The 21,437-nt window shown below is 41.2% G+C and carries 18 protein-coding genes; 9 read left to right on the top strand and 9 right to left on the bottom strand.

All coding sequences use genetic code 11. From position 1 onward, the window contains the following. Positions 1–162 precede the first annotated feature (162 nt). Complete coding sequence (locus tag H6G74_RS09015) at positions 163–336, bottom strand: hypothetical protein (protein WP_190967336.1); 174 nt, start codon at positions 334–336, stop codon at positions 163–165. A gap of 170 nt (positions 337–506) precedes the next feature. Here H6G74_RS09015 and H6G74_RS09010 point away from each other — a divergent pair, with 170 nt between their 5' ends. Both H6G74_RS09010 and H6G74_RS09005 read left to right on the top strand, forming a co-directional pair. Further along, positions 507–3,323: a tetratricopeptide repeat protein gene (locus tag H6G74_RS09010; RefSeq protein WP_190967335.1), complete on the top strand. Its 2,817-nt coding sequence runs from the start codon at positions 507–509 to the stop codon at positions 3,321–3,323. Positions 3,324–3,818: 495 nt separating this feature from the next. Then, positions 3,819–4,007: a hypothetical protein gene (locus tag H6G74_RS09005; RefSeq protein ID WP_190967334.1), complete on the top strand. Its 189-nt coding sequence runs from the start codon at positions 3,819–3,821 to the stop codon at positions 4,005–4,007. Between the two features lie 129 nt (positions 4,008–4,136). On the opposite strand, the gene clpB is transcribed toward H6G74_RS09005, so the two are convergent. The 4 genes from clpB to H6G74_RS08985 form a co-directional block, all read right to left on the bottom strand. Next, the gene (gene clpB, locus H6G74_RS09000; RefSeq protein WP_190967333.1) at positions 4,137–6,779 is read right to left on the bottom strand and encodes an ATP-dependent chaperone ClpB; all 2,643 of its coding nucleotides are present in this window, start codon (positions 6,777–6,779) and stop codon (positions 4,137–4,139) included. A 564-nt stretch (positions 6,780–7,343) separates the two neighbouring features. Further along, on the bottom strand, positions 7,344–7,778 hold the full coding sequence (gene gloA, locus H6G74_RS08995) for a lactoylglutathione lyase (RefSeq protein ID WP_190967332.1): 435 nt from the start codon (positions 7,776–7,778) through the stop codon (positions 7,344–7,346). A gap of 363 nt (positions 7,779–8,141) precedes the next feature. Next, complete coding sequence (locus tag H6G74_RS08990) at positions 8,142–8,324, bottom strand: hypothetical protein (protein WP_190967331.1); 183 nt, start codon at positions 8,322–8,324, stop codon at positions 8,142–8,144. Between the two features lie 170 nt (positions 8,325–8,494). Continuing rightward, on the bottom strand, positions 8,495–9,064 hold the full coding sequence (locus tag H6G74_RS08985; RefSeq protein WP_190967330.1) for an HMA2 domain-containing protein: 570 nt from the start codon (positions 9,062–9,064) through the stop codon (positions 8,495–8,497). 217 nt (positions 9,065–9,281) lie between these two features. Between H6G74_RS08985 and H6G74_RS08980 the strand changes: the two genes are divergently transcribed. Further along, entirely contained in the window at positions 9,282–9,485 is a 204-nt protein-coding gene (locus tag H6G74_RS08980; RefSeq protein WP_190967329.1) for a hypothetical protein, read from the top strand. Positions 9,486–9,724: 239 nt separating this feature from the next. On the opposite strand, the gene H6G74_RS08975 is transcribed toward H6G74_RS08980, so the two are convergent. Beyond that, positions 9,725–10,207 (bottom strand): beta-lactamase hydrolase domain-containing protein, encoded by a 483-nt coding sequence (locus tag H6G74_RS08975; protein WP_190967328.1) that lies wholly within the window; start codon positions 10,205–10,207, stop codon positions 9,725–9,727. Between the two features lie 325 nt (positions 10,208–10,532). On the opposite strand from H6G74_RS08975, the gene H6G74_RS08970 reads away from it, so the two are divergent. The 4 genes from H6G74_RS08970 to H6G74_RS08955 all read left to right on the top strand — a co-directional run bounded on the left by H6G74_RS08970 (position 10,533) and on the right by H6G74_RS08955 (position 16,397). Then, complete coding sequence (locus H6G74_RS08970; protein WP_190967327.1) at positions 10,533–10,988, top strand: helix-turn-helix domain-containing protein; 456 nt, start codon at positions 10,533–10,535, stop codon at positions 10,986–10,988. Positions 10,989–11,090: 102 nt separating this feature from the next. Further along, positions 11,091–12,137: a zinc-dependent dehydrogenase gene (locus H6G74_RS08965; protein ID WP_190967346.1), complete on the top strand. Its 1,047-nt coding sequence runs from the start codon at positions 11,091–11,093 to the stop codon at positions 12,135–12,137. Between the two features lie 133 nt (positions 12,138–12,270). After that, a complete protein-coding gene (locus H6G74_RS08960) occupies positions 12,271–13,587 on the top strand; it encodes an inorganic phosphate transporter (protein WP_190967345.1) in 1,317 nt (438 codons plus the stop codon). A 638-nt stretch (positions 13,588–14,225) separates the two neighbouring features. Next, positions 14,226–16,397, top strand: coding sequence for a DMT family transporter (locus H6G74_RS08955; RefSeq protein WP_190967326.1), 2,172 nt, complete (start codon positions 14,226–14,228; stop codon positions 16,395–16,397). A gap of 833 nt (positions 16,398–17,230) precedes the next feature. Here the strand turns inward: H6G74_RS08955 and H6G74_RS30915 are convergent. After that, on the bottom strand, positions 17,231–17,467 hold the full coding sequence (locus tag H6G74_RS30915) for a hypothetical protein (protein ID WP_206756981.1): 237 nt from the start codon (positions 17,465–17,467) through the stop codon (positions 17,231–17,233). A gap of 316 nt (positions 17,468–17,783) precedes the next feature. Here H6G74_RS30915 and hetR point away from each other — a divergent pair, with 316 nt between their 5' ends. Beyond that, a complete protein-coding gene (hetR, locus tag H6G74_RS08950; protein ID WP_190967325.1) occupies positions 17,784–18,683 on the top strand; it encodes a heterocyst differentiation master regulator HetR in 900 nt (299 codons plus the stop codon). A gap of 298 nt (positions 18,684–18,981) precedes the next feature. Here the strand turns inward: hetR and H6G74_RS08945 are convergent, their stop codons facing one another. Beyond that, positions 18,982–19,554, bottom strand: coding sequence for a hypothetical protein (locus tag H6G74_RS08945; protein WP_313888471.1), 573 nt, complete (start codon positions 19,552–19,554; stop codon positions 18,982–18,984). 205 nt (positions 19,555–19,759) lie between these two features. Between H6G74_RS08945 and rpsD the strand changes: the two genes are divergently transcribed. Continuing rightward, positions 19,760–20,368, top strand: a complete 609-nt coding sequence (gene rpsD, locus H6G74_RS08940) for a 30S ribosomal protein S4 (protein WP_190967323.1) — start codon at positions 19,760–19,762, stop codon at positions 20,366–20,368. Positions 20,369–20,446: 78 nt separating this feature from the next. Here rpsD and moaA read toward each other — a convergent pair whose 3' ends face one another. Continuing rightward, entirely contained in the window at positions 20,447–21,433 is a 987-nt protein-coding gene (gene moaA / locus H6G74_RS08935) for a GTP 3',8-cyclase MoaA (protein WP_190967322.1), read from the bottom strand. Positions 21,434–21,437 lie beyond the last annotated feature (4 nt).

The raw sequence follows: 21,437 nt of genomic DNA, 5'->3' as shown, positions 1-21,437 counted from the left end.
CCCCTGGCGACTGTTCGAGTTCTGTCAAAGAGATTTTTGTAGTGACCCGTGCTACATAGCGGTCTATTGTGACCAAGGTTGGGACGGTCTACTACTTCCCTCAATATACAAGGTTGGGTGAAGCGATGGCGAAACCCAACTTACTTTTTAAATCTATTAACTTTAAATTTCAGGTGGGTGACAGTGCTTGACATCATCCTCTGCTGTTTTTTCTATTTCCAGCAATTCCCAGATGAGGAAGACTAACTCAATCACAATACCTGAACCGGGAATGAAAAAGTCCACGATTAGGGGAATTAGAAATAATACAACCGCCATCAGCTTTTTAGCTTTCATTTACTTTGCCTCAAACGCTGAAGCAACGGTAAATTTGGGGTAGTGCGAGGAAGCAAAAGCGGCTGTCTGTGGGCGGTGATGCGTGAATTTGCGGAGATTTGAGTTTGTGGATGCTAGATTAGGTTTGGGGAATCCCGAAACTTTGTCGCAAAATTGGGCAAGAATAACCTATGGCGCGTGTTAGCTATGGTGATGAAGTCGAAGCGCGGGTAAGGAAACTTTTAGAAAGGTTTTTGGCTTATGCCAATGATGAGTTAGAAGACAGTGAACTTTATAAAATTGCTCACAATTGGGAAACGCCGCAGCAAGTAATAGTCAGAACACAGCTAAGAGTGCTGGCAGAACTTAGTGGTTTTACTCAACAGCAACTAAAAAAGCAAAAAAATCAAGAGAAAGCTCACAAAGCAGCCAATAACCAAGTTGGAGAAGCATTAAAACGACTAGAAGACTTTCTAGGCATTCTCGAAGACTTGCGCGAACACAAACGAGGCTCGGAAGATTGGCACTTCCGGCTAAAACTTTGGCATGATAAGAGCGACAAACACGGGAATTTGCAGAAATTTGATGCAGAATGGCAACGCCGACGAGAAGAATTACCGGGTGTGCAGCGTGAGAAGGCTAAAAAAACTCAATCCTCGCCTACACGTTACGAAAATATTCCCTTCAGTGGGGTGGTGGAATTTGTCGGACGAGAAAGGGAATTGCAAAACCTCCATCGTTTGTTGCGGGATAATCAACAGGTAGCTATTGCGGCGATCGCGGGGATGGGTGGAGTCGGGAAAACAGAGTTAGCTTTGCAATATGCCAATTCTCACCGCACTACTTATCAAGGCGGGATTTGTTGGTTATCCGCAGTGCAAGATGTGGGGTTACAACTGGTGCAGTTTGCAATGAATAAGCTGCAATTGAACATCCCAGATGATTCAGAGTTAGCTCCGAGAGTACAATTCTGCCTGACAAAATGGCCTGAAGGTGAGGTTTTACTGATAATTGATAACGTCACTAACTGTCGAGATGAAGTTAGGTGTTATTTAGATTCTGTTCCTTCGCGGTTTAAGCAGTTAATTACGACGCGAGAAAAATTACAACCGCCGATAGTGCGTTTAGATTTAGATGTGCTGACACCACTAGAGGCAATGCAGTTATTAAAATCCATAATTGGTAGAAAACGACTGCGACGTGAGGCTTTAGTTGCGAGAAAACTTTGTAAGTGGTTGGGATATTTACCACTGGGTTTAGAATTAGTCGGGCGTTATTTGTTGGGTGATGAGGAATTATCCCTAGCGGATATGCTGCAAGACTTGGAAAATGAGCGTTTAAAAAATCCGGCTTTAGTCGAAGTTCCACAAGAAATGAAGACTGAATTGGGTGTTGCGGCTGCATTTGAATTGAGTTGGCGACGGTTGCGAGAAAATGCCCAACATTTAGGTTGTGTTTTGAGTTTATTTGCTTTAGCCCCCATTCCTTGGGAGTTGGTGGAGAGAATCACAATAAATAATGAGGCGCACAATTGGAAACAAGCCAGACGTGAGTTGTTACAGTTACATCTAGTTCAGCCCAAGGGTGATGGAATTTATCAATTGCATCCTCTATTGCGGGAGTTTTTTCAAGATAAGCTTGAAGGTTTAGAGCAGAAAGAGGAATTTAAGCGATCGTTTTGTGGGGTAATGGTAGGGGTTGCTAAAGATATTCCTCAAACTCCTACACCTCAGCAAATTAAAGATGTTGCCACTAAAATACCTCATTTAGCAGAAGTAGCGAAAAATTTTATTCAGTATGTCAGCGATGAAGATTTAATTTGTGTATTTACTGGCAATGCTTTTTTTTATCAAGATCAAGGATTATATGCTAAAGCAGCACCTTGGCTTGAGCAGTGTCTAGAAATCACTAAAGAACGTTTAGGGGAATCACATCCATTTGTAATCATTAGTCTCAACAACCTCGCCGCACTCTACTGCTCTCAAAACAGATACAGTGAAGCCAAACTCCTTGTTATCCAAGCTTTAGAACTCACGCGCCATCTGCTAGGGGAAGAAAATCTCTATTTCGCACTAAGTCTCCACAATCTAGCATTAATCTACCGTTTCCAAGGCAGATACAGCGAAGCCGAACCCCTTGTTATGCAAGCTTTAGGGCTGCGGCGCAATTTGCTTGGTGAAGAAGACCCAGGTGTAGCAGAAAGTCTTCACAACCTAGCAGGACTCTACAACTCCCAAGGTAAATACAGGGAAGCCGAACCATTTTTCATTCAAGCTTTAGCACTTCGACGCAAGTTGTTAGGTGAAGAACATCCCCATTTTGTACAAACCCTCAATAACCTCGCATTACTCTACCATTCTCAAGGCAGATACAGGGAAGCTGAACCCCTTTTCATTCAAGCTTTAGCACTGCGGCGCAAGTTGTTAGGTGAAGAACACCCCCATTTCGCGCAAAGCCTAAACAACCTTGCATTACTCTACTATTCTCAAGGCAGATACAGTGAAGCTGAACTCTTGTACATCCAAGCTTTGGCACTGAGGCGTAAACTACTGGGAGAATTACATCTTGATGTTGCTAATAGTCTCAAAAACCTAGCAAATCTCTACAATAAACAAGGCAGATACAGTGAAGCCGAAACATTGTACATCAAAGCTTTGACACTGAAGCGCCAACTCTTGGGGGAAGAACATCCAGATATTGCAACCACTCTCCACGACTTAGCGTGTTTATACAACAGACAAGGCAAATATAGCGAAGCCGAACCTTTGCACATCCAAGCACTGGTAATGTTGCAAAAACTCCTGGGTGAAGAACATCCAGATGTCGCCACTAGCCTTCATAATCTAGCATATCTATATTACTGCCTTGGCAGATACAGCGAGGCTGAAGCATTATGCAGCAAAGCTTTAGATATTTCAGAGCGACATTTAGGGGCAAATCATCCTCAGACTGTGGCTGTACGTGACAATTTAGCAGATTTGCGCGATTCTTGGAAATCTCAACACTAAACTTTGAGTTCTCAACCTCATCAATCAACCTTTTATCTCCAAGTTTCATGTTCTGAACTCGAATGTTCCTGTTCTCAACGAGAATGTTCTTGTTCTGAGCTTGAATGCTGGTGTTTTGCAGTCGGAGTTCCGCGTTTTGATGTCAAATCGAAGTGCGATCGCTCTGTCTATTATCTTTTATCACCCAATAATTACGCAAAAATCCTTCGTAAATTCAGAAATAATTATGGCTACTTAAGTAAATCTAATGATTTTTTGCTTTTATTACCTTACTTTTTAATCCTCAAAGTATTCTGCAATTGATTTATTGACTTACGTATGTATTTATACGCTGATTGCAGTGAAACAGAAGTGCGATCGCTTTGTAGAATGAGAATCATTGCAATACTTAAAAAAGCCTTAAGTATTTTAATATATCTATCTTAAGTGTAAGTAAATAAAGAGATGGATTTGGGAAATATGGAGATATAGGTAAATTCTTAAGGAGGTCTTCAAATGCAGAACTTACGCCTTTACTCCACAATTTCAAAATCATTGATTCCTGAAACTCACACAAAAAAGCTGGCAGTTTTAGTAGAATGGTGCAAAATTATTCATGGTTGCATCGAAGCTGGGCAAATTGAGGATGCCAAAATTTTTCTAGAGCAAGCAATTCAGGAAGCTGAAATGCCAAGTAGAGAATAAATTAATTCACATCGGCATCAGGTAAAACTGGAAATGCTAAAGATATTCAATATACTCACGAAATACGAAAAACGAAGGAGCCAGAATAATTCTCTGGCTCCTTTTAATTAGAAGAATATATAGCAGGTGTTATGTAATTGGCTGTGGGACTGATACTTTCACAGTGGATTTTTTGCGAAAAATCAATTTGTCTTCTGCTTTATCAATGAGAATGGTATCACCGCCAATGAAGGTATTTTCTAATATCTTCGTAGCGATGGGGTTTTCTACTTCTCGGCGAATGGCTCGTTTTAAGGGACGTGCGCCATAAACAGGGTCGTAGCCCATTTCTACTAAGTAATCACAAGCTTCCTGGGTGATTTCAAAGGATATTTTTTGTTCTTTCAACAAGTTCTCAACGCGCTTGAGTTGAATGCGGATGATGTGGCGCATTTCGGAACGGCTGAGGGTATGGAAGAGAATTTTCTCATCTACACGGTTGAGAAATTCGGGGCGGAAGTGTGATTGTAGTGCATCCATCACGCGATTCCGCATCATTTCATATTTAGAATCATCACCAGACACATCTAAAATGTGTTCGCTACCAATGTTACTGGTCATAACAATCACAGTGTTACGAAAATCTACTGTTCTGCCTTGAGAATCAGTAATTCTGCCATCATCAAGTACCTGCAACAAAATATTAAACACATCGGGATGGGCTTTTTCCACTTCATCCAACAACACGACTGAGTAAGGATGGCGGCGCACAGCCTCGGAAAGTTGACCGCCTTCTTCATAACCAACGTACCCAGGAGGCGCACCAACTAACCGCGCTACCGAGTGTTTTTCCATATACTCGGACATATCCAGGCGTACTAAAGCATCCTCAGAATCAAAGAGAAACTGTGCTAAAGCACGGGCGAGTTCTGTTTTACCCACCCCAGTCGGCCCCATGAACAAAAATGAACCGATGGGATGGCTGGGGTCTTTCATCCCGGCGCGGGCGAGGCGAATGGCGGCGGCTACGGCTTCGACGGCTTCATGTTGACCAATTACCCGTTCGTGTAAATGGCTTTCGAGTTGCAGTAGTTTTTGCCGTTCCGACTCTAGCAGACGGTTGACGGGGATACCTGTCCATTTGGCGACGATTTCAGCAATGTCGGCTTCGGTGACTTGTTCGCGCAACAAAGTCGAACCTTGACTTTGTAGTTCTAAAAGTTTGGTTTCTTTAGCTTCGCGATCGCGCTGCACACCTTCTAATTTGCCATACTTCAATTGAGCAGCTTTATTCAAATCGTAAGCCCGTTCTGCTTGATCAATTTGTACGCGCAATGCTTCTTCTTCTTTCTTTAAAACACTAATAGCTTCTAATAACTGCTTTTCACCTTGCCATTGTTCGTTAAATTCTTGCTGTTTTACCTTTAAGGTGTCAATTTCCTGTTCAATGCGCTGCAAGCGTTCCCGCGTTTGAGTAGGAACTTTTTCTTCGCCAGCCAGCGACAGTTTTTCCATTTCTAGCTGCATCAAGCGGCGGTCGATGGTTTCCAATTCTGAAGGTTTGGAGGTAATCTCCATTTTTAACTGTGCCGCCGCCTCATCTACTAAGTCAATGGCTTTGTCGGGTAAGAAGCGGTCAGAAATATATCTGGCTGACAAAGTAGCCGCCGCCACTAAGGCTGAGTCAGAAATTTTCACGTTGTGGTGGACTTCGTAGCGTTCTTTCAAACCCCGCAAAATCGAGATAGTATTTTCTACGTTAGGCTGATCAACAAATACTTGTTGAAAACGGCGTTCTAAGGCTGCGTCTTTCTCGATATATTTACGATATTCATCTAAGGTTGTCGCGCCAATACACCGCAGCTCACCCCGCGCCAGCATTGGTTTGAGTAAATTCCCCGCATCCATCGCCCCTTGTTGGTTGGAACCAGTACCAACAACGGTGTGCAGTTCATCGATAAACAGGACAATTTGTCCGTTAGATTCGATAACTTCCTTGAGGACGGCTTTCAAGCGGTCTTCAAATTCACCCCGATATTTTGCCCCAGCAATTAAACTACCAATATCTAAAGAAATTAATTGCCGATTTTTCAGCGATTCGGGGACATCACCATTAATGATACGTTGTGCCAAGGCTTCTGCGATCGCAGTTTTCCCGACACCCGGTTCACCAATTAAAACGGGGTTATTTTTACTCCGGCGTGACAATACTTGAATCACACGGCGAATTTCATCATCCCGCCCGATAACTGGGTCGAGTTTTCCGGCTTTGGCTTGTTCTGTTAAGTCCCTACCAAATTTTTGCAATGCTTCGTAGCGAGACTCTGGATTTTGGTCTGTCACTTTTTGGCTACCGCGTACAGCTTTAATTGCCGCCTCTAGAGTACCACTATCCGCATTAAAACCTTTAAGTATCCGCCGCCCAATACGTTCATCTTCTGCAAAACCCAAGAGAATATGTTCTACAGAAATGTAGGTATCTTTCATTTTGACTCTGGCTTCCTCGGCGCGGTCAAGCAACACATCTAAAGTGCGACCGAGGTAAAGTTGGTCATTATTGGCAACTTTGGGCTGACGTTGAGTATATGCTTCGAGTTGCTGTTGCAAACGGATGGGGTCAATTTCCGCCCGTGCTAAAATGCGAATCGCTAAACTAGTGGGTTCTTCTAAAAGGGCAATAATTAAATGTTCAACGTCTAATTGTTGTTGTTTATAAGCACGAACTATATCCTGAGATTTAACAATGGCTTCCCAGGCTTTATCTGTAAATTTATTGGGATCTGTAGGCTGCATCGTTACGAAGTTGAATTGCGGATTTTATTTAAGAAATTGGAGTTGGGAAAAGGTAGAGGACTTATGATGAGATGCGATCGCTGCATCCCCTGTTAGTAGCGTAGGATGAAATAGAGCGATAAGCTAGGGGCGAGGAATAATCAATAATAAAGGATTTACAACCGGAGAGACTTGCCACCGACAAGAATAAACATTCACACTTCATACTAGCCTTCTCTCAAAGGGAGACGCTACGCGAACGGGAAGCCGCGCAAAGCGCGTCTACACACTTCACACTTCATACTTTTACAGTATTCTCTCCCCAAATCATTATCCAAGCACTATTGAGTCTATATCCGCGTGTATCTGTGGTTGCAAGTTTGACGTAATTTATTTTCGGGAAGGGTTTGGGGGTATAGAGGTCAGGGCTTCCGCACACAGGTTGTCTATGAAGAATGGGTGTAAGGGTTTTGAATACCTACACTCCTACGGGGAAGTCAAAATTCCAAAGTAAAAGACCTTTTGACTTTTAACTTTTAACTTTTGACTTGATGTTGCCCCTTACACCCTGATCGTCATTAAAAATTATTGCGATACCAGTTGTTCTTGTGATGTTTGCTGTGCTGCTGATCCTTGAGTACCCAATTGAATTAATTCAATTTTGTATCCATCGGGATCTTCCACAAAAGCAATGACTGTCGAACCATGTTTCATTGGCCCTGGTTCCCGCACTACCTTACCACCACGATTTTTAATGGCTTCACAGGTAGCATAAATGTCATCTACTCCCAAAGCAATGTGACCGTAAGCGTTACCTAATTCGTACTTTTCCACTCCCCAGTTATACGTTAATTCAATCACTGTATTGTCACTTTCATCACCATAGCCAACAAAAGCCAAGGTAAATTCTCCCCCTGGATAATCTTTTTGACGTAGTAATTTCATACCTAGGAGATCACAGTAAAATTTCAATGATTCTTCTAGGTTTCCTACCCGTAACATTGTATGTAGTAAGCGCATAATGACTAATGAATTTGTAAGGATTCAGGTTGTTGATTTCTGCCAACATTCTACAAGGGACTGCTCAAAAGTATGAGTCTTCAACACAAGATATATATATAGGAATCCGATTTGATTACTGAAAATCCTTGTGTAGCTAAGGAACAGGGAACAGGGAACAGATCAGAAAAAAGTTAGATGTGTACTGATTTTTTTCAAAATTCAAATGTGAGTCCTATAGCAATCCTAAATGATTTTATTTTTTTAAACTTTGCTCTAAATGCTTACCGCACCAACTTTGCTTGCGGTGCGGTAAGCTAAATCAATCAGAATCACCAGTTCTAAGATTTACCTTAGAACCATTGACTAGACCAAAATAGATATTTAAGCTGCGCTATCTTCCCGTTCTATTTGTTGGCGGATGGTATCAATGGCGGCGTTAATCCCAGAAAGCTTAGATTCTAAATCATCGCGCATCCAAGTTAGGAACTTGAGTTTACGTTCTAAATGCACTTTGTGCGAAACTGGTTCGCCACCATAACAGCCGTAACCCCAAAAAGGAAACATATTTTGCCTCTGAATTTAGCTAGATGAAAGTGCGATATACTGCACTACTAACTTACATTCTGACTAAAAACAATCTGGCTGGTAGAGTAAAAACCGACCAAGAGATTACGTGTTGGGAAAAATATCAAGGAATTATTTTTGATGTATGTTAAATTATCAAACTTAGAGAATTAAACAGAGTTTAATGCTGACTGCGATCGCCACTGCTTGCTAGGCAAGATAAACATTATAGCAGATTTAAGTCCTTGAATTATCCTTTCTCCAGTCGAAAGTAATCTTTCCCAACGGTCTTTTCTAATTTCTTGATGCTGAATAGCGTTACGTGCTTTGTTGGCGTTACGTAAGCTATCTATTAAGTTAGTTAAAGCATCAAAAATAGTTGTGACAATTGTTTTGTTGCTGACTTTGGTTGGTAATACGATATTTGGTGCGCTTTGAATTAGATGAACTAGCTGCGATCGCATTTGTTCATCTGGCATTAAATCTGATGGATAATTAATCACAATAGACGAAGCTGTAGGGTTAATTCTCACTTTTGCATTCTTAATTTGAGATTCTATTGCCACCTTCAATTTACTGGCATACTCTTTATCTTTAGCAAGTCGCGGCACCCGAAAGCGGATTCTTCCAGAAATTTCATGAGCAATGCTATATGTGATTGGTTGAGTTTGTAGTTGATGATGAGTTGAATTTTTACTTGGCTTATTTTGGCGTAAACTAAATAATTTTTTATAATTCATATCCTAATTGTGGCTTCACAAAAAATATTTTTATTTCTAGATTTTGTAATTATTTTAATCTAGTAGACTTCACACCAAATATAATAAGTTTGGCTATATTACAAAAACTCTATCCATAGAAGAGTATCAGCAACTATCAAAGGTATGAAATAAATCTAGACTTACGGCTCAGTTTACTTGGATAAAATGAAACCATTTAAGTTAAAGGTATAATTCAATGTCAGAAGCATTCCCATTTACTAATTCTGCTGAACTCAATGAATGGCATCAAGGTATTGCAATTGCTAACCGCAATAATATTTTTTGTCATTGTCGTAGTTGTCAGTATGAGTGGGTTGATTCTTTGTACAATGCTGTATGTGGGCAATGCGGCAGTCAAGATGTTGAACGTATATCTTGCTGGCAGTTTCCTGATGACTAAAATTATTTAAAAGTTGTTACTCTACAGCATTCCTAAATTATTCGTTAACTACAGATCCCTGACTTCTTGGAGAAGTCGGGGATCTGAATCTCTCGATGCTCACCAAGTAAATAGGATTACTATATTTTGTTCATCTATCAAATAGAATCACTATGTTTATTAGAAATTTGTAGTAGGTAATTATAAAATTACGACAACATTAAAACTTATCAATTTCAATGTTGTCGGAGTAATAAAATTTAGCGCGCAAGTACCGCTACTTTGGCATGTTTATTCACATAGTTAACAAATAATTGCTTCAGCCTCGGACTCACACTAAAACCATTAAAGTCTTCTAAAAAGCCAAAGCCTAAACTTTTGGCTTTAGCTAAGGTTTGTTCTGCGTTTAGTCCTTCTTTGATGGCTATGCTTAACAACGCAATTCCTGTTGAACGCATTCCGGCTGCACAGTGAATGAGAACTGGTTTAGGTAGCTGTTCTAGGGTTTTTAGGGTTTGGGTAATCAATTCCTCATTTAGTGCTTCTAGCTTGACGGGTACGTTGATGTAATACAACCCCAACTCTTTTGCTAGTTTTTGCTCATCCTGAAAAAATCCTAGTTCATCAGGCGATCGCAAATTTAACACAGACTTATAACCTTCTTGGATAGCTTGCTCTAGCTGCTTTACTGAGATTTGTCCTGTTGTTGTTAAGCTGTCGTTGATTAATATGGCGTTATTCACATTCACTCCTTTTAAATTGGCTTGCAAAAATGCTATGAGCAGCTATTCAAAAATGGACAGCGAAATTAGACAAAAATGCAATTAATCGGCTGATTAAAGCTAAATTTGTCTTTTTGTTTTGATAATTTTATTGCTCTACCTATAATATACGGTTAACCTATCGACTTGCCGATGTTTAAAACAAATAATCGATATGACCGTTGGGTTTAGTGGTTTTTATCTATTTGCCAAGTTTCCCAACTGTAGCAAGCAGGCGATCGCAGTTTGTTTCGGATATTGCGTTTATGAAATACAATTGTGATATTACAGTTGCATAGACTTCGCCATGAATTCCATCATCCCTGGACAGAACAAACCATTAGAGCCAGTTTTACTTCAAGAACAAGAAACTCAATCTATCAAGCAGCTAGAAAGTATACTGAAACCAGAAGATACTCAACTGCATTTAGTAGGCGCAAATGGCGAAACAATTCCCATCCCTGAATCAGTAGATAAAGTGTTGCGTAAAGTTGTTCAGGCAATGGCATCAGGTAAATTAGTCTCAATAGTAATTCAAGAGCAAGAATTCACAACACAACAAGCAGCCGACTTTCTGAACGTATCACGTCCCTATCTAATTAAGTTGTTAGAGCAAGGTGAAATTTCCTACATCATGGTAGGTACTCATCGGCGTGTACGATTTGAAGATTTGCAGCAATATAAACAGCAGCGAGATAGCAAGCGGCGGCAGTTATTAGACGAATTAATTGCAGAAAGCCAAGAACTAGGCTTTTACGAATAGGGATTTTGTAATTAAACATGAATTCGGTAGATCCGAAAGTTTATAGCTCAACGTTGACTGCAAATGTTACATCTAAGATTGTTGAGCGGTGAAAAAATCAAGGTGAAAGCACAGGTATTCAGAGGCGTAAATCAACTTTCTTACGAAGAAATCCCAGTTCCAACCCTAGAACCAGATGAAGTGCTGGTGCAGGTGCAAGTTGTGGGGCTGTGTCAGTCAGATATTAAAAAAATCCTTTATCCTCTTTATGAACCGCCACGCATATTTGGACATGAGACTGCGGGAAAAATTGCCGCCGTTGGTTCAGAAGTTAGAGGTTGGCAAGTGGGACAAAGGGTAGCGGTGATGCACCACATCCCATGTATGCGTTGCGCTTATTGTTTAAATGAAAATTTCTCGATGTGCAATGTCTACAAAAATATTTCTACCACAGCAGGGTTTAATGCTAGTGGTGGTGGTTTTGCAGAGTATGTGAAAGTACCAGGACACATTGTGCAGAATGGTGGGTTAATTCCGATCCCCGAAGATATTAGTTTTGAAGAAGCAAGTTTTGTGGAGCCGACGAATTGTTGTCTCAAAGCCGTGAAAAAAGCCCAAATTGCCCCCGGACAAACAGTATTAGTCACCGGAGCCGGGCCGATTGGATTAATGTTTGTGATGTTGGTGAAGTATTTTGGGGCAAAAGCGATCGCCACTGATTTACTGCCCTCTAGAATAGAAAAAGCTTTGAATGTGGGTGCAGAAGCAGCTTTTGATGCCCGTGATCCCGATTTACCCACGAAAATTCACGCCCTCACAAATGGACTAGGTGTGGATGTGACCTTGCTGGCTGTACCTAGTGAAAAGGCGTTCTTTCAAGCACTAGACTGCACCCGTAAAGGGGGGAAAATACTGTTTTTCGCTGAGTTCCCCGATGAATTAGAAATTCCTATCAATCCGAATATTCTTTATCGCCGAGAAATTGATTTGATGGGAAGTTACAGTTCTTCTTACCGTCTTCAGGCGCTTTCGGCTGATATTGTATTTAATCGGCGGATTGACATTCCCGCCTTAATTAGCGATCGCTACCCTCTCAAAGATTTATCAGCAGCCGTAGAACAAGCGATCGCCCCTTCTCCTGATACATACAAAATATTAATCTATCCTTGATCCGGGCAAAGAAGCTAACACGTAGAAAATACTTATAGCTAATTGTCAATTCCAGTGGGAAGTATGAAGTATGAAAATTTATTCTCTACTTTTCTACTTCTTACTTTCCACCGATCACCATCTACCCCAAACCATGCCCATGACCTTAGTGATAGTTGCCATCCTCGCTTTTTATGTCGCCTGTAATCTTGGTGCTAACGATGTTGCCAATGCAATGGGAACTTCTGTTGGTTCCAAAGCTGTGACTCTCAAACAAGCCATTATTATTGCTGGAGTTTTAGAGTTTACTGGCGCTGTCTTGTTTGGGCATGAAGTATCCGAAACTTTAGCAACTAAGGTTGCCAATCCTAGTTTATTTGCTGCCACACCCCAATTATTGGTAACAGGGATGATGACTGTATTAATATCTTGCGGTGTATGGTTGCAAATTGCTACGTCAAAAGGTTTACCTGTATCATCTTCTCACGCCGTCGTTGGTGCGATCGCAGGCTTTAGTGCTGTGGCAATGGGTATAGGTGCAATTGATTGGTCATCAATTGGCATGATTACCATTGGTTGGCTAGTCACACCGATAATTAGCGGTAGTATTGCAGCTTTGTTTTACAGCCAAATTCAACGTTGGATTTTAAATCAACCAAATCAAGTTGCACAGCTAAGAGAATGGATTCCTTGGCTGAGTTCGGCTTTGTTGGGCGTGTTTGGCGTGATTGTCCTACCTTCGCTAACGCAACCTTTAACGAATTTCTTAACTGCACAAGTAGGAATTAACATCCCTGCATACGACATCCCCTTATTCACAGGTGCATTAGCAGCAGTGGGATTGACTGTGATTAGTTGGCGACAACTAGAAGAAGAGGCAGGGGAGACAAGGAGCAGGGAGCAGGGGGGAGATGAATTGTCTCCCTGCCCCCTGCCCCCTGCCCCCATTCCTCTTGCCACTCCCACCGAAAGATTATTCGGTCGTTATCAACTACTCAGTGCTTGCTTTGTGGCGTTTGCACATGGTTCTAACGATGTGGGAAATGCGATCGCACCTTTAGCCGCGATCGTTTATATCAACGCTACTGGTAGCGTACCAATCAATGGTATCGATATCCCCTTGTGGATTTTGGTTGTTGGTGGTGCAGGGATCGTTACAGGTTTAGCGATTTGGGGGAAAAACGTCATTGCTACCATTGGCGAAAACATCATTGCTTTGCAACCTAGTAGCGGGTTTTGTGCCGAACTAGCTACCGCCACTACCATTCTTTTAGCATCTCGCTTGGGTTTACCTGTTTCCACATCTCATGCACTGGTTGGGGGTGTAGTGGGGATCGGGATGGTGCAAAGCCTGAACTCAATTAAATTTCAAACTCTGCAAGGAATCGCTGCTGCGTGGTTAATTACAGTTCCTTTGAGTGCAGTCCTGAGTGCAAGTATCTTTAGCATTGCGCGGTTTGTTTGGCACTAACTGAGAATAGGGAGTAGAGATTAGGGAGTAGGGAATAGGGTTTTTAAATTCACTGGGGGAATTTGTTGATGGATGTCTAACTTAAAAAAGGCTAGGAGTAAAAATTACAAAATAAATCTTGAAATTATCCTGATGCCTATTGCCGACTAATTTGAAATACTAGAAGTAGCTAAAATATATTTTAGGAGAGAATAATACTTAAAAATTCCCAAGGAAAACCAACTAAGCTTTTAGATAAATGTAAACTGTTGCCAAAGTTACATTCTAGAATGATTTACATCTAACTTTTACAAAGTTATCATCCTAAATCATTTCCAGGCATTTATTTGCAAGTATTTAAAATTTACTGTTGCTATCAAAATAACAAGTACTTATATTGAGTGATAGATTTTATATTTCAAAATCTCACTTTTAAAGGATGAATTTTCTGGCTGATACGTGGCACAAACTATGTGAAGCTGTACAGCCCAAGATTATATACTTTGCCAAGCTGTGTTCAGCGTGACAAAATTACTTTGATACGTGCAAATCTTGTTAAATTTTTTGGTCTATCTGACAAAATACTGAAATTTAGTATGAGCGCCAAGCAAATTTACGGGAAGCAGCTTTATCTTCAAGGTGTTAGAGGTTAGAAGCTAATGGGGCGAATTGAAAAACGGCCAGATAGCCCGCGAGTTAGAGGCGAACTATCGAGATCAGCAGAAACAGCACTCTGGGCTGTTGTGGAGGATTTAGAAAATCTCCAACAAAATGTGCTGAGATCATTGCAAGAAGAAATTAAACGGTTACAAGCAGACAAAGAGCGACTGTACGATGACATTCAAAAACTGCTAGAGGAAAAAGAACACTTACAGCAAGTGCGACAAATTACCGAACAGCAGGTGTTAATTCGGCAGTTGGCAGAAGTTTTAGCCAAACATATTTCTTCCCAACTGCAATCATCGCTGAAGAATTTAGCTAACGAACTAAAAATGACTGGTGCTGATGAACAAGCAGTACTAAAATCAGCCGAAAGTAATGAGCAGATTAAACAAATGCTGGGCAGTTTGGATGATACTCTGACTATTACTTTTAATTCGCTGCAACAAGAACTGAAAAATTATCAAGGTAATTTGTCTCAGCAGTTGGCTCGGATGCAAAGCCAACAACAGCAGGGCGAAACAATTGTAGAGGAATTAGTTAATCACCTGCGAGGGGAATTAACTAAAGCTATCAAAGAAACTACCCAACCCACAAAACCATCTCCACCAACGGTTTTACAACCAGATGAGCCAAAGTTGGAAAGTGCTGTGAAAGTATCGCCACCGACAGTTTTACAATCAAACGAGCGATCGCCTGCCAATTCTTTTACAGTATCTTCAGCCACAGTTTTACAACCAGAGGAGCCGCAGTCGGTAAATTACCCTCTGTTATCAGAAGTCACCAATAAATCGAATGACAACCAAACGACTGCTTCTTCAGCCGTAATTGTTCCACCAGTTAAAGAAAGTCCCACTCAGCCAATTTCCATCGCTCCCAAGGACTTTCCCCCCAAAGAAAAACCACCGGAACCAATTGTTTTACCAGACAAAGATGTGGCGGAATCTACATCTAGCAATATTGAAGCCAGTGAACAAAACGCCGTACTCCGGTTTGATGTACCAGAAACGCAAATCCAATCTCCTTCTAGCAAGGCTAGCGAGCCAGTTTCGCTTATCAGTGCAGATTTAGTGGAAGATGAACCAATCTCTCCACCGCCTGCACCAGCACGCAGATCCCGAAGACCTAGCAAACCCCAAAGTTTATCTCCAGTGCAGATTGGGTTTTTGCTAGTTGTCTTGTCTACGGTGGTGTCTTCACTGTATAACGTCGCTGTAAAAATGATGTTCCACCAAAGTTCTGCGGTAGTGGGAAGTTTGGCTATAGAACGGTTGTTATTACCGACTTTGGGGAATATTTTCTTAATTTTATTGCTGCGCTTGGCGATTGTTGTGCCGCTCACTTTGCTGTTAGCACCGATGATGCACCCCCAAGTTTGGCAAGATATCAAAAACTTAATGGAATCATTTCAAGGTAAGCCTTCAGCTACGAAGGTGAAAGCTCAGAGAGTGTTGCAACTATCAATTGCTAGTGGTTGCTTTTTGTTTTTATCGCAGGTGTTGATTTATCTGGCGATTGGTCAAGTAACAACGGGTATGGCGATCGCACTATTCTTTATTTATCCCGGTATTAGCGGTTTGTTGTCTTGGCTATTATTCCGCGATAAACCAAATAGCGTGCGCGGGGCTGCCATTGGTGCGATTTTCTTAGGTGAATTATTAGTTTTAGGTGGTGCTGCAACGGCGGGGATCAGCGATTTTTCTATTGGTAGCAGTGCCGCAATTTTTGGTGGGATAGCCTTTGCCTGCTATGTCATTCTCACCCGCGTCTGCGCCGCTAAACTGCATCCTGTGTCTTTTACTTTAATAAGTTTCACCACCATGTTTGTTTTGAGCTTTATTGGTTTGATGTTGCCTCTACCAACGGATTGGAGCCTAGCAATTGATGGTTCTAAGTTATTGGAGATTATTTTAAGTGCTTTTATTTTGGGCGTGCTGACACTTTTAAGCTACGTTCTCAATAATGTTGGTATTGGTAAACTCGGAGCCTTGCGATCGGCAATTATTGGCGCAGGCGTACCGATCTTAACCGTCGTGTTTGCCGGGTTGTTGATTCAAGAAAATTTAGAAATAATTCAGATTTTCGGCGTGTTATTTGTCACTTTTGGTGCTGCGGCTTTTGGTTTTGATAAAATGCGTCATCAAGTTAAATCATCAAGTGCTGAAACTTAAATGAAGCAAAGCAGCTCTGTGGCAGCTAGGAAAGTTAAAAGTCGAATGTTAAATCAACCTCCAATCATCTCAACTTTGATTTTTAACTTTTCAATTTTTTATTTTGTTTTAATAATTGTCAATGCACCACAACAAACTTAGTCATCAATACAAATCAATCGTCTTGCACAATTTCTCCAAATTCTGCATACCAACATTTTTTAGCTCATGTCCGGTTAATCAGTAATGATTTGGGAAATTGCAGTCTTAATAATCAATCTTTGATCAGCAGCGACATTACCCTTGGTATAAGCCTAAACGTCAAACAATATGAAATCTGGTAATTGCATTACGACACCAGATACCTGTATATTTTACAAATATCAACGTACAACAGCATTTTGACTAACTTTTCTCCTGATTAACACCCAAATATTTAGTACAAAATAAATAAGAAAGTTGCTATTCCTGTACGTAATTTGCAATTCTAATACCGTGAATATTGAAACATATTTACTGCTGCTACCTACCTCATAACATAGGTTTTAGCGTCAAAAGAATCAATAAAATAATCAGATACTGCATACAGTAAAAGCGGTTTCTTATATTCATTGAAATATCAGGAATCCTTAATAATTCCTAGTATGTAACCTAGAAAATAGAGAGTCTTAATATAATATTAAGATTGAGTTAATTTACATAAACTTGATAAAAAAGCTGACAGAATAGAATATCATGGTTAAAGGCAATAAACGGTATTTTGGACTGGGAATTATCTACCTGATTTGAGGAATTAGATTTCTCTAAGTGCTAACTACCTAAAGATGCCCGAAATTTGCCGAAAGCTGTGAGCATTATGGTAGTCTACTAGTATCTGCTAAACCTGTAATTTGATTCAAGTTCAGTAGATAATTGACTCTCAGATTACTCATCACGAATAGGAAATCGACGAGTAACCAGAATTCTCTACAAACCCAAAGAAAGCAGTCATTCTTGGGAAAGGTGCATACCATCAAGTCCATCGGCTGGTTAGATGTTGCCACAATCAGGAAGTATTTTTCAGTTTGTGAACCAATATTAGGTTGCAACATCCTGGCTAACGAAGACAATCTTTATAGATTAAATCGGAAAAATAGATGGTTTTGTAATTGGTATGACAAGTAGAGGAATTTTATGGTTAGTTGTGAATCTGTCAGGAAAAGATGACAATAGCCAAGTCAACTAAACTTATTTTTAGTAGTGATTTGCTATATAATTCGGAGCCATTGGCAATTTCAACTGCTAGTAACCTGAAAGTCACAGCATCCTAGAAAGTCTCAAGTAAAAATATCGCCTAAAGTTTGGGTGTATACTACTTACTTCCCTCTGACTATAAATCTGTAAACGTGCTATTTAACTGTCTGTAATATGAGTAACGACATAGATCTGATCAAACAACTTGGCCCTAGTGCAATGGATCAGATCATGCTTTATCTGGCTTTTAGTGCTATGCGGACTAGTGGGCACAGGCATGGAGCATTCTTAGATGCAGCAGCTACGGCAGCTAAGTGTGCAATTTATATGACCTATCTTGAACAGGGACAAAACCTGAGAATGACGGGTCATTTGCACCACCTGGAGCCAAAAAGGGTCAAAATTATTGTGGAAGAAGTCAGACAAGCTCTGACAGAAGGCAAGTTGCTAAAAATGCTGGGTTCTCAAGAACCACGCTATTTAATTCAACTGCCTTACGTCTGGATGGAAAAATACCCTTGGCAACCAGGGCGATCCCGCGTGCCAGGAACTAGTCTGACAAGTGAAGAGAAAAAACAAATTGAGCAAAAATTACCTGGTAACTTGCCAGACGCGCAATTAGTAAGTTCGTTTGAATTCCTCGAACTAATTGAATTTTTGCATAAGCGATCGCAAGAAGTCCTCCCGCCTGAGCATCAAATGCCCTTGAGTGAAGCCTTAGCAGAACACATCAAGCGCCGCCTACTTTATTCAGGTACGGTGACAAGAATTGATTCACCTTGGGGAATGCCCTTCTATGCGCTAACTCGTCCTTTTTACGCACCAGCAGACGATCAAGAGCGTACCTATATCATGCTAGAAGATACAGCTCGGTATTTTCGGATGATGAGAAACTGGGCAGAAAAACGACCAAATTCCATGCGTGCTTTAGAAGAACTGGACATTCCTCCACAAAAGTGGGATCAAGCAATGGAAGAACTTGACGAAGTTATCCGCTCTTGGGCAGATAAGTATCACCAAAGTGGTGGTATTCCCATGATTTTACAGATGGTTTTTGGTAGAAAAGAAGATTAACACTTCCGGCTCATAAAAAGTAAGCATCCTAACACTCAACAACCGGGAAATTCCAAATCATATGTACAATCGTTACGACGGGTAGGCTCCTGCTGCAAAATTTAGAGACATTGTTAGCTTTTTGTCTCGAATGGCAGGATGCTTCCGTTGCCATCCACACTTATAAATTGGATGATTCAGTATTTTATTAGCTTCTATAAATAGACAGGGTTATTTTTTAGTCAACAGTCTGTAGTTAAAGTTAAAAGGTGAGTCACTAGAGACAGTTGACCAAATAATTAAGTAAGTAATATTAAGTTTAGGGCGTTGTAGGTGAAAGAGTTAGCCCATTAGCAGTTTCACTAGCGTCAATACAAGTATCTAACGCCTGCATTGGTGTTAAAGGAATTTCCCTACGCAAACCAACCACACAGTCCGCAAAAGTGATAGGTAATAAACTACGACCACAATAATTTAAAACGGCTGAGTTAATTTCTTCTTTGGTATTGAGACTGACACCAACAACACAACTGGCTAATTCTTTAGGACGACGCGCCCTGGAACAGTAAGCTAGCGCATCGGTTGGGCTAATTTTTGTTCTTTGTTTAATAGTCGCCACACAAGCAGATAAATCTCTGGGACGTATTGCTGTCGCACAACCTTGGGCTGCGGCTGCTTGGGTGACACCTGCTTTTAAAAGTTGCGCTGCACATGCACGGTAACTCTCGTGGTCATCGGAAAATAATATCAGTGCTGGGCTGGGAAGACTAGATATCAACAATCCTGCTATAGCCAAAACAGGTGTAGTCCAGCGAATGCTTTGGGTGTTGAGTATCCCAGAAATAGACTGACTTTGAGGCTTTCTCGCTTTACTCACTTTTTGTGTTTCCATTGCCATTGTTCCAAAACCCTCAGTTATGCTAACTCAAATTTAAGCCAACTCTGCTTGACATTCTCAATTCTGGTGCTTGGCTCTTAAATTCTGATATTTATAAATTTTTGATGATTAAATTTCGGATTTTTAGCATTTTTCATTTACAGATATTTATAATAGTATGTCTGGGTAAAGTTTAAACAGGATTAAATTAAGGAAACTCATGTCCCGATACAGAGGGCCACGCCTCAGAATTGTACGTCGCTTAGGCGAATTACCAGGATTAACTCGTAAAAGCGCAAGACGCGCCTATCCGCCCGGTCAACATGGTCAGAACCGCAAAAAGCGTTCTGAATATGCTGTCCGTCTCGAAGAAAAGCAAAAACTCCGTTGTAACTACGGTCTGACAGAAAAGCAACTGCTACGCTATGTCCGTAAAGCCAGACGTGTTACTGGTTCTACCGGACAAGTATTATTGCAATTGCTAGAAATGCGCTTAGATAATACCGTTTTCCGCTTGGGTATGGCTCCCACAATTCCAGCAGCGCGTCAGCTGGTAAATCACGGTCATGTCACAATCAATGGTCGTGTAGTTAATATTCCCAGCTATCAGTGCCGTCCTGGCGAGGTAATTGCGGTTCGGGATAAAGCACAATCACGGAAGTTGGTAGAAACCAACTTGCAATATCCCGGTTTGGCTAACCTGCCCAGCCATTTGGAATTTGATAAAAACAAGCTGACTGGTAAAGTTAACGGTGTCATTGAGCGCGAGTGGGTGGCTCTACAAGTTAACGAACTGCTGGTTGTGGAATACTATTCACGACAAGCGTAAGGAAGTGCTGAGTGCTGAGTGCTGAGTGCTGAGTAATTAAACAGCCTCAAATCTCAGAACTCATTACTCAACAAAGTTTTATCCGCCTATTTGTGACATAGTACGGCTGTATGTGCCTGTAGTGCCAGAGTCGCGGCCTTTAAAGTTAATTTCTGGCTTGATGGCTAATAAGTGTCTTACCTGTTCTCGTAACTGGTGGATGCTGACACCAGAACGCAGGGCAGTTTTTAAGTCTAATTGACCAGTTTCATTTAATAAGCAGGGTCTTAACCAACCATCGGCGCTGAATCGCATCCGGTTACAACGATCGCAAAAACATTCTGACATCTGGCTAATAAATCCTAGCGTGCCTTTTGCTCCCGGAATTTGAAAAACATCCGCAGGCCCGCTACCACAAACTTGCGATTCTGTCAAACCCCATTGTTTGCGAATGCGTTGGCGTAAATCAGCAGAAGAGATCCAACCGCGATCGCCAAATAATTGCCAATTACCAATCGGCATAAATTCAATAAATCGGACGTGCCACTGTTTTTCAATTGTGAGGGCGGCTAAATCGAGAATCTCATGGTCATTAACACCGGGGATCACCACTACATTCAGCTTCAGAGGGTTAAATCCCACCTTGTAGGCGGCTTGAATCCCGTTCCAAACCTGTTCCCAGCGAGAACGCCCATGATTGCCGATAATTTGATCAAAGATGTCGGGATCAAGGGAATCTAAACTAATATTTATTCGGCGTAAGCCAGCTTCATAAAGATTTTTGGCGATGGGTGCGAGTAAAAACCCGTTGGTTGTCATCGATAAATCTTGAGTTTCTCTGAATGATGCGATCGCCTTGACTAAATCTACTACACCAGGACGCAGTAGAGGTTCCCCCCCAGTTAAACGAAATCGCGTAAAACCAACAGGGATAAACACCTCTTGAATCAAAGTCAGTAGTTCCGCGTCAGAGAGTAGTTGTTGCTTGAGGGCATATTCTAGTTCTGCACCCTCCGGCATACAATATTGACAGCGAAAATTACAGCGATCGATTAAACTAATGCGGAGATAGTCTACCTGGTTCATTGTA

Origin of the sequence: Nostoc spongiaeforme FACHB-130, assembly GCF_014698475.1 — a bacterium.
GTDB classification, from domain to species: Bacteria; Cyanobacteriota; Cyanobacteriia; order Cyanobacteriales; family Nostocaceae; genus Nostoc_B; species Nostoc_B spongiaeforme.
This window is presented reverse-complemented; position numbering and strand designations above follow the sequence as displayed.